Origin of the sequence: Arthrobacter sp. B1805 (assembly GCF_002929745.1) — a bacterium.
Lineage (GTDB): Bacteria > Actinomycetota > Actinomycetes > Actinomycetales > Micrococcaceae > Arthrobacter_D.
The window spans coordinates 90,647-99,263 of record NZ_PJIQ01000013.1 but is presented as its reverse complement, the minus strand read 5'-3'; the positions used below and the strand labels follow the sequence as shown (position 1 = coordinate 99,263).

Sequence of the window (8,617 nt, the reverse complement as noted above, 5' to 3'; positions counted from 1 at the left end):
GAAGCCTTCAGCGCGCCGAGCGACCTCGAGCCCTCCCTGCCCCTCGGCGCAACCTCGCCCGCCCTGTGCGGTGTCCTAACCGAGCAGCAGATGGGCGCAATGCCCAACGGTGGCGCTGACACCGGTGTTCCCTCCGAGTCGTCCTCCAACACCGCCGGCATGATCGCCCTCGGTGGCGGACTGGTCCTCGCCGCAGCAGCCGGCGGAACCTACGCCGTTCGCCGCCGCGCAGAGCACAACGCGTAATACTGATCCCCACCATGATCAGTAAAGAAAACGGCCACCGCTGGGGCTTCACGGCCCCGGCGGTGGCCGCCCTTTTCCTGCTTGCCGGCTGCGGATCGTCGGACACTGCCACGACACCGACCGAACCCGCGCCCAGCATCTCCGCGACCACCGAGGCACCCGCACCGGTTGCGCCGTCAGCGGCACCCTCGTCGCCGGCCGCTGCGGCTCCTGCGCCTGCCTCGCCAGAACAGCCGGCCGTGCTGCCAGCCTCCGCGCCGGTCTCACTCGAGATCCCCACCATCGGCGTGCGCACCGACCTGCTGACCCTCGGACTGCGGGAGAATCGTAGCCTCGAGGTTCCGCCGGACGGACCCGGAGCACCCGCCAGCTGGTACGACCAGTCACCGACGCCCGGTGAGCGCGGTCCCGCCGTCATGCTCGGCCATGTCAACGCGACGGACGGCGGCAAGGGTGTCTTCGCCGATCTCCGCGCCCTCAAGGCCGGGGACCGGATGAACGTCACGCGCGAGGACGGCACGACCGCGGTCTTCGAGTTCCAGCGTGGCGAGGCCTACCAGAAGGACGAGTTCCCCACCCTCACGGTGTACGGGAACACTCCCGGATCGGAACTCCGTCTCATCACCTGCGACGGATACAACCCGGACACGGGCGATTTCGACGACAACTACGTCGTGTACGCAACGCTGGTGATCTAGCGTCCGTCCGACGAGTGACCACATCCGCGTGGTCGGTGCCCTGGCGATTCGGTGGCTACCGGAGGAAAAGCTTCCGCAGTCGCAGGGTGGTGAGCAGCATGCCGACGGCGATCATCACGAGGAAATAGCTCAGGTGCACCACCGTCGCCGGCGTGAACGCTGCGACGCTGATCTGTCGCAGCAGCTCTACGCCGTGCCATAGCGGCAGGGCCTGGATGAACCACTGGATCCCCTGCGGGTAGACGCTGAGGGGATAGAAGGTCGCCGAGAAGAGGAACATCGGCAGCATCACGAAGTTGACCCATTCCATCTGCTGGAAGGTCTTCATGAAACTGGTGATCCCCATGCCGAAGGACGCGAACCCGAACGCGATCACGACCGAGGCCGGGATCATGAGCAGTGCGACCGGCGTCGTGATGAGGCCCATGACGGCCATGACCGCCGTGAAACCGGTGGCATACATGGCGCCACGCAGGAGCGCGAGGAAGATCTCGCCGATGGCGACATCGAGGGGTCCGAGCGAGGTGTAGAGCATGCCCTGGTACAGCTTGGCGAAGTTCATCTTGAAGAACACGTTCCAGGTGCTGTCGTACACGGCTCCGTTCATGGCGGAGACCGCGAGCAGCGCGGGGGCTATGTAAGCGGCGTAGCTGATCTCCTGCCCGTTGGGCCCCTCCACCGCGCCGACGAGGGCCCCGAGTCCGACCCCCATGGACACGAGGTACAGCACGGGCTCGAAGAAGCCGGACACCATGATCAGCCAGTTGCTGCTGCGCGTCGCGAGTAGCCCGCGGGCGATGACGGCCCGCGCGTTACGCGAGTACAGCGCCGCCAGCGGCCGCCTGGATGCTTCGAGCGCATAGTCCTGAGTGGTCAACGGGGTGGTCATTTGCCGAGCCTCCGGGCATAGACGGAGCGTGCGAGGCGCAGGCCGACGACGGCGAGGACCGCGAGGTACACGACGTGGACGACGACGAGCCAGGCCGGCAGATCGTACCCGTAGGTCAATGCCCGGCCCAGCTCGGTGCCGTGCCACAGCGGGGAGATCCAGCCGATCCAGCGCAGGAACACCGGAAGGGTGTCGAGCGGGAAGAAGGTGCCGGAGAAGAGGAACAGCGGCGTCACGATGAAACGCATGACGAGCGCGAACTGTCCCTTGTCCTCCTCGACGCTCGCCGAATAGGCCATCAGCGGCAGGCCGAAGGCGAGGCCGCTGAGCACGGCCACGGGGATGGCGGCGACGCCGGCGGGCGACGGCGACGCACCGAACGCGGCGACGATGGCGAAGTAGATGATCGTGGTGGCCGTCAGCCGGGCCGTGACCGCGATGACGTGGCCGTTGACGATCTGATCGGTGCCCAGCGGTGAGGCATGCGGGCCGTAGTACACCCTCCTCCACTTGAAGCCGTCCATCACCGGGTAGGTGAACTCGTTCGCTGCGATCATGATCGTCGCCGAGGCGAGCAGGGCAGGGGCGATGAAGGCGAGGTAGCTGACTCCGCCGAACGCACCGGCGGAGTTCCGGTCGACGAGCGTGGCCAGCCCGACCCCCATCGCGAAGAGATACATCACCGGTGTTCCGACACTGGAGGCAAGCAAGGTCCAGCGGTAGCTGTTCATGGATCGCAGGACGTGCTCGGCGTAGTACCAGGAGCCGAACTTCCGGGCTCGGCTCGCCGACACCTCCGGCTTGTGCGCGTGCAGGCGGTAGGGCCGGTCTACGGCCAACTCCTCTGCGGACGGGGCGGCTCCGTGCTCAGTCAACGAGACTCCTCCCGGTCAGGCGGAGGAAGACGTCCTCGAGGGAGGACCGCCGAACGAGGGAGGTGAGCGGTTTCAGGCCGCGGGACGTGACCTGTTCCAGCGCCGCCTCGCCGTCGTGTGCATAGATGAGGACGCGGTCCGGCAACGGCTCGAGCCGCTCCCCGATCCCCTGCAGGTCCGCCGCGACCGTCGTGTTGCGTTCGGATCCGAAGCGCAGTTCGAGGACCTCGCGCGTGGAGTGCTCCCGAATGAGCTGCGCCGGCGAGCCCTCGGCCATGATCCGGCCCTTGTCGACCACGACGAGCCGGTCGCAGAGCTGCTCGGCCTCGTCCATGTAGTGCGTCGTGAGGATCAGCGTGACGCCGGACTCCTTCAGGCGGAACAAGCGGTCCCACAGGATGTGGCGTGCCTGGGGATCGAGGCCGGTCGTCGGTTCGTCCAGCAGGAGGATCTTCGGCTCGTTGATGAGCGAGCGCGCGATGGTCAGGCGCCGCTTCATGCCCCCGGACAGGGAATCGACCTTCGCCGAAGCCTTGTCCGTGAGCTGGGCGAACTCGAGCAGCTCGTCCGCCTTCGGCTTCAGGTAGCTCATCGGTAAGCCGAAGTACCGCCCGTACACGAGGAGGTTGTCGCGCACGCGGAGCTCCTCGTCGAGGTTGTCCTGCTGCGGCACGACGCCGAGGTGCGCCCGCACCTCGGGACCGTGGTCCTCCGGATCGAGGCCCATGATCGTAAGTCCGCCCGACGTGCGCTGGGAGACGCCCCCGATCATGCGCATCGTCGTGGACTTGCCGGCTCCGTTGGGGCCGAGCAGGCCGAAGGACTCCCCCGCCGGTACCTCGAAGGAGATTCCGTCGACGGCCTTGAAGTCGCCGTAGTGCTTGCTGAGCTGCTGGGCGGAGATGACCGGCGGACCGGCGGGAAGTGGAGGCACCAGCCCAGCCTAGGCGGGAACTCCCATCGGGAGAAGCCAATGGGAGCTCCCGAGGGGGATCAGGCGCGCGCTGCTGTGCGCTCCGCAGCCTCGACGACGTTGGTCAGGAGCATGGCGCGCGTCATCGGCCCGACTCCCCCCGGGTTGGGTGAGAGCCAGCTGGCCACGGATGCCGCAGCCGGATCGACGTCGCCCGTGAGCCTCGCCTTCCCCGTTTCCGGGTCCTCGACGCGGCTCACGCCGACGTCGAGGACGATCGCGCCCGGCTTGAGCTGGTCCGCGGTGATCATGTGCGGGATCCCGGCGGCCGCGACGACGACATCGGCGCGCTTGAGGTGCTCGGCGAGGTCGACGGTTCCGGTGTGTGCCAGCGTGACCGTCGCGTTGATCTGCTTCCGGGTCAGCAGCAGGCCCAGCGGGCGCCCCACCGTGACCCCGCGCCCGACCACGAGCACGTCGAGGCCTATGAGTGTCAGGTCGTGCCGGAGCAGGAGCTCCACGATGCCGTGCGGCGTGCAGGGCAGCGGTGATTCCATCGGCGCGTTGACGTTGAGGACGAGCTTGCCCAGGTTGGTCGGATGCAAGCCATCGGCGTCCTTCGCCGGATCGATCCGCTCGAGGATCGCGTTCGTGTCGATGTGCGCCGGCAGGGGAAGCTGCACGATGTAGCCGGTCGTGGCGTCGTCGTTGTTGAGCTCGTCGAGGACGGCCTCGAGCTCTTCCTGCGTGATGGTGTCCGGAAGGTCCCGCCGCACCGAGGTGATGCCGACCTCCGCGCAGTCACGGTGCTTGCCCGCGACATAGGAGCGGCTTCCGGGATCGTCCCCGACGAGGACCGTTCCGAGGCCCGGTGTCACACCGAGTCCACGCAGCGCCGTGACACGTTCGGCGAGTTCGGTCTTGATCCGGGCAGCGGTTGCCTTCCCGTCAAGGATGCGGGCTGTTGTACTCATGCGAATCGTCCTTCTCCAGTTGCTCGAGCAGGAATGCCTTGCCGCGATCGCAGCAGCCGGTGAAGCAGCACTCCTCGGTGGGGATGTCGTAGTCCGGTGACGCTGCTGCCTCCGAGTCGAGGGCGCCGGGCGGGAACCGACCTACCACTCCTCCTGGCCCGGGTAGAGCGGGAAGTTCGCGGCGAGCGCGGAGACGCGGGCGCGAAGGGCCTCGACGTCGGGCGACGGCTTGAGTGCAGCGGCGATGATCTCCCCGACCTCGGTGAACTCGGCGGCACCGAAGCCTCGCGTCGCGAGTGCGGGCGTGCCGATCCGGAGACCGGAGGTGACCATCGGCGGGCGGGGGTCGAAGGGAACCGCGTTGCGGTTGACCGTGATGCCCACCGAATGCAGCACGTCCTCGGCCTGCTGGCCGTCGAGCGACGAGTTCCGCAGGTCCACCAGGACCAGGTGTACGTCGGTGCCGCCGGTGAGGACGGAGACGCCGTGCTCGGCGACGTCGGACGCGGTGAGGCGCTCGGCGATGATACGGGCGCCCTCGAGGACGCGCTCCTGGCGTTCCTTGAACTCGGCGGAACCCGCGATCTTGAACGCTGTCGCCTTGCCCGCGATGACGTGCATGAGCGGGCCACCCTGCTGGCCCGGGAAGACGTTCGAGTTGATCTTCTTCGCCCACTCCTGCTTCGCGAGGATCACGCCGGAGCGGGGTCCTGCGAGTGTCTTGTGCACCGTGGAGGTGACGACGTCGGAGTGAGGGACCGGGCTGGGATGCACACCTGCGGCGACGAGGCCGGCGAAGTGTGCCATGTCGGTCCACAACAGCGCCCCGACCTCGTCGGCGATGGAGCGGAATGCCGCGAAGTCCAGCTGGCGGGGGTAGGCGGACCAGCCGGCGATGATCACCTGCGGCTTCTCCGCGAGGGCCTGCGCCCGGACACGCTCCATGTCGAGCCGGTGGGTGTCCTCCTCGACACCGTAGGCCGCGACCTCGTAAAGCTTGCCGGAGAAGTTGAGCTTCATGCCGTGGGTCAGGTGCCCGCCGTGTGCGAGTGACAGACCCATGATCTTGTCCCCGGGCTTGATCATGGCGGAGAGCGCCGCCGCGTTGGCCTGGGCGCCGGAGTGGGGCTGGACGTTCGCGAACTCGGCGCCGAACAGGGCCTTGACGCGGTCGATCGCGAGGTTCTCGGCGACGTCCACATGCTCGCATCCGCCGTAGTAGCGGCGACCGGGGTAGCCCTCCGCGTACTTGTTCGTGAGCACACTGCCCTGGGCCTCGAGGACGGCACGCGGCGCGAAGTTCTCGGAGGCGATCATCTCGAGGGTGTCGCGCTGTCGGGCGAGCTCGTTCCGCAGGACGGCCGCGATCTCCGGGTCCACCTCGGACAGGGGTGCGTTGGTGACGGAATCAGCGGCAGCGTGGAACGGAGCCGTGGGGGAAGTGGTCATCGGTCGATCCTTCTCTGGGTCTCGCAAGAGGTCAGCGTGAGTCGCGGGCGCCCGGATCAGTGTCCGTGCGCGGCCGCTCGTGAAACGTGACCCGCGGCCCAGGCGTGCGATCCGTGGTCTGCACTGGAAGCAAGGCTCACCCGGAGGACGATCCCGACTCCATGCCGCTTCCTGGTGGTTGCCCACCCTACGCCAGTCGCGACGGTCCCATGCTAGCCGTACCGCCGCCCGGGCCGCCACCGGGGTCCACCCTCACCAGGGGCCCGCCGCGCACGTCCGGCGCACCTGTGCGCCAGAGGGCACCAGCACCCACGGAATACGGGGAGGGACCCGGCCGTTCTGTACGCGTGGAGCGGTAGCCCGAGTGGCGGGGCCGGTCCGGGAAGGTCGGACAAATGCGCAGGTCGGGAACGGAGCAGTCCGGGGGCGAACAGGTACACCGGGTGGGCGTCGTCGTGATCGGCGGCGGCCAGGCGGGCCTGAGCAGCGCCTACCACCTGAAGCGCCGCGGTCTCGAGCCCCAGCGCGACTTCGTTGTCCTGGACGCCAACCCCGCTCCCGGCGGTGCGTGGTTGCACCGCTGGCCTGCCCTGACCTTCGACGCGGCCCACGCACTGCACGACCTCCCCGGCCTGCCCCTCGGGACGCCGGATCCCAAGGAACCCGCGTCCGACGTCGTCAGCCGGTACTACGGCTCGTACGAGCGGCAGTTCGATCTGCCGGTGGTCCGGCCCGTGTCGGTGATCCGGGTCGAGCCGGAGGAGTCCGCCGTAGGACCCGATGACGGCGCTCCGGCGGGCAGCCGCGACGACGATCATCCGGGCAGTCCGGGCAGTCCGAGCGGAGCCCTCGGTCCGCTGAGCGTCACGACCACGGGGGGCAGCTGGACCGCGGACGTCGTCATCAGTGCTACCGGCACGTGGGACCGCCCCTACTGGCCCTACTACCGCGGTCGCGACATCTTCGAGGGACGCCAGCTGCACACCCACGATTACCGGTCCGGAGCCGAGTTCGAGGGCCAGCGCGTGCTCGTCGTGGGCGGCGGGACGTCCGCGGTGCAGTTCGTGCTCCAGCTCCATGACGCCGGCGCGCACCCTGTCTGGTCCACGCGCCGCCCTCCGAGCTTCACGCGGAAACCATTCGACCCCGAGTGGGGGCGGGAGGTCGAGGCCGAGGTGAATGCCCGGACGAGCGCCGGGCTCCCGCCGGCCAGTGTCGTCTCGGTCACCGGGCTGTCCCTCACTCCGCAGTACCAGGCAGGGATCGATGCCGGCATCCTGGTCTCGCGGGGCCCACTGGCGGAGCTCCGGGAGAGGTCTGCCGTCTTCGCCGACGGCGCTGAGGAGCAGATCGACGCCGTGCTGTGGGCCACGGGATTCAGAGCTGCACTGGATCATCTCGCGCCCCTGCGCCTCCGCGAGCCGGGCGGCGGCGTCCTGATGGACGGCGTCCACGTCGTAAGGGAGCCCCGCCTGCTGCTCGTCGGCTACGGAGCTTCCGCGTCCACGCTCGGTGCGTCGAGGGCGGGCCGGGCCGCGGCGATCGCCGCCGTCGGCCGGCTGCGAGATATCGCGTCACACACCGGAGCGGCCGGTAATCTGGCTTAGGTGACCTACCCCGACGCATTCCGCTCCTACTCGCTGACGCTGTCCTGCCCCGACAGGCCCGGAATCGTCCACGGTGTCTCCGGAGCACTGGTGGACGTCGGCGCCAACATCACCGAGTCCCAGCAGTACGGCAGTCCGGAGACCGGCACCTTCTTCATGCGGGTTGCGATCGCCACCGACGCCACTGAACAGGACCTCCGCGCGGCGCTCGAGCCCGTCGCGGCGGAGTTCGGCATGGACTGGTCGCTCGCGGAGGCCACTCGACGCACGCGAACCCTGATCATGGTGTCCAAGGCGGCTCACTGCCTCAACGACCTCCTCTTCCAGCACCGCTCGGGTACGCTGCCCATCGACATCCCCGTCATCGTCTCCAACCACCGCGACCTCGAGGACCTGGCGGCCTTCTACGGCGTCGAGTTCCACCACATCCCGGTGACTCCCGAGACCAAGGAGGACGCCGAGGACGCACTGCGCGCCCTGATGGATCAGCACGACATCGAATTGGTGGTACTGGCCCGGTACATGCAGATCCTCAGCGACAAGCTCTGCGAGGACCTGCTGGGCCGCGCCATCAACATCCATCACTCATTCCTGCCATCCTTCAAGGGCGCCCGGCCGTACCACCAGGCCCACGCGCGCGGGGTCAAGCTCATCGGCGCCACCGCGCACTACGTCACGGGGGCGCTCGACGAGGGGCCCATCATCGAGCAGGAAGTCATCCGCGTCGACCACGCCCGGACGGCGGAACAATTGACCTCGATCGGGCGCGAACTCGAGGGGCGCGCCCTCGTTCAGGCTGTCCAGTGGCACGCGGAGCGCCGCGTCCTGCTGGACGGCCGCAGGACCATCGTCTTCAACTGACCCCCGCGGTCTATCTGACCGCCGTGCGGACGTGCCTGTTCCCGCATGACGAAGCACTACGTCAAGCGTTAACTTCTTGACTACAACGGGTGCCTGGGGCACCCT

At 68.3% G+C, this 8,617-nt stretch carries 9 protein-coding genes and 1 pseudogene; 4 read left to right on the top strand and 6 right to left on the bottom strand.

Features of this window, described 5'->3' with window-relative positions:
* Both CXQ96_RS14165 and CXQ96_RS14160 read left to right on the top strand, forming a co-directional pair.
* Nucleotides 1-246 (top strand): annotated as a pseudogene (locus CXQ96_RS14165) (hypothetical protein); the annotation flags it as partial.
* A 14-nt stretch (nt 247-260) separates the two neighbouring features.
* Nucleotides 261-944, top strand: coding sequence for a class F sortase (locus CXQ96_RS14160; RefSeq protein ID WP_104118662.1), 684 nt, complete (start codon nt 261-263; stop codon nt 942-944).
* A 55-nt stretch (nt 945-999) separates the two neighbouring features.
* Here CXQ96_RS14160 and CXQ96_RS14155 read toward each other — a convergent pair whose 3' ends face one another.
* The 6 genes from CXQ96_RS14155 to glyA are packed head-to-tail and all read right to left on the bottom strand — an operon-like array spanning nt 1,000 to nt 6,044.
* Nucleotides 1,000-1,833: an ABC transporter permease gene (locus tag CXQ96_RS14155; protein ID WP_104118661.1), complete on the bottom strand. Its 834-nt coding sequence runs from the start codon at nt 1,831-1,833 to the stop codon at nt 1,000-1,002.
* Nucleotides 1,830-2,708 (bottom strand): ABC transporter permease, encoded by an 879-nt coding sequence (locus tag CXQ96_RS14150; protein WP_258059133.1) that lies wholly within the window; start codon nt 2,706-2,708, stop codon nt 1,830-1,832. Before CXQ96_RS14150 ends, CXQ96_RS14155 begins: the two co-directional genes overlap by 4 nt.
* Nucleotides 2,701-3,642: an ABC transporter ATP-binding protein gene (locus tag CXQ96_RS14145; RefSeq protein WP_181036481.1), complete on the bottom strand. Its 942-nt coding sequence runs from the start codon at nt 3,640-3,642 to the stop codon at nt 2,701-2,703. The genes CXQ96_RS14150 and CXQ96_RS14145 overlap by 8 nt, the downstream gene beginning before the upstream one ends.
* A gap of 59 nt (nt 3,643-3,701) precedes the next feature.
* The gene (locus CXQ96_RS14140; protein WP_104118659.1) at nt 3,702-4,595 is read right to left on the bottom strand and encodes a bifunctional methylenetetrahydrofolate dehydrogenase/methenyltetrahydrofolate cyclohydrolase; all 894 of its coding nucleotides are present in this window, start codon (nt 4,593-4,595) and stop codon (nt 3,702-3,704) included.
* Entirely contained in the window at nt 4,570-4,743 is a 174-nt protein-coding gene (locus CXQ96_RS18480; RefSeq protein ID WP_181036480.1) for a hypothetical protein, read from the bottom strand. The genes CXQ96_RS14140 and CXQ96_RS18480 overlap by 26 nt, the downstream gene beginning before the upstream one ends.
* On the bottom strand, nt 4,737-6,044 hold the full coding sequence (glyA, locus tag CXQ96_RS14135; RefSeq protein WP_104118658.1) for a serine hydroxymethyltransferase: 1,308 nt from the start codon (nt 6,042-6,044) through the stop codon (nt 4,737-4,739). Before glyA ends, CXQ96_RS18480 begins: the two co-directional genes overlap by 7 nt.
* A gap of 395 nt (nt 6,045-6,439) precedes the next feature.
* Between glyA and CXQ96_RS14130 the strand changes: the two genes are divergently transcribed.
* Together CXQ96_RS14130 and purU are read left to right on the top strand one after the other, a co-directional pair.
* Nucleotides 6,440-7,651 (top strand): FAD-dependent oxidoreductase, encoded by a 1,212-nt coding sequence (locus tag CXQ96_RS14130; RefSeq protein WP_104118657.1) that lies wholly within the window; start codon nt 6,440-6,442, stop codon nt 7,649-7,651.
* Nucleotides 7,652-8,512 carry a formyltetrahydrofolate deformylase gene (gene purU / locus CXQ96_RS14125; RefSeq protein WP_104118656.1) on the top strand — a complete coding sequence of 287 codons (861 nt, stop codon included), beginning with the start codon at nt 7,652-7,654 and terminating at the stop codon, nt 8,510-8,512. It abuts the gene before it with no gap.
* Nucleotides 8,513-8,617 lie beyond the last annotated feature (105 nt).

Excerpts from the sequence above, each read along its gene's own strand:
- glyA (WP_104118658.1), bottom strand. The coding sequence starts at position 6,044 with ATGACCACTTCCCCCACGGCTCCGTTCCACGCTGCCGCTGATTCCGTC.
- CXQ96_RS14130 (WP_104118657.1), top strand. The coding sequence starts at position 6,440 with ATGCGCAGGTCGGGAACGGAGCAGTCCGGGGGCGAACAGGTACACCGG.
- CXQ96_RS14140 (WP_104118659.1), bottom strand. The coding sequence starts at position 4,595 with ATGAGTACAACAGCCCGCATCCTTGACGGGAAGGCAACCGCTGCCCGG.
- CXQ96_RS14160 (WP_104118662.1), top strand. The coding sequence starts at position 261 with ATGATCAGTAAAGAAAACGGCCACCGCTGGGGCTTCACGGCCCCGGCG.
- CXQ96_RS14155 (WP_104118661.1), bottom strand. The coding sequence starts at position 1,833 with ATGACCACCCCGTTGACCACTCAGGACTATGCGCTCGAAGCATCCAGG.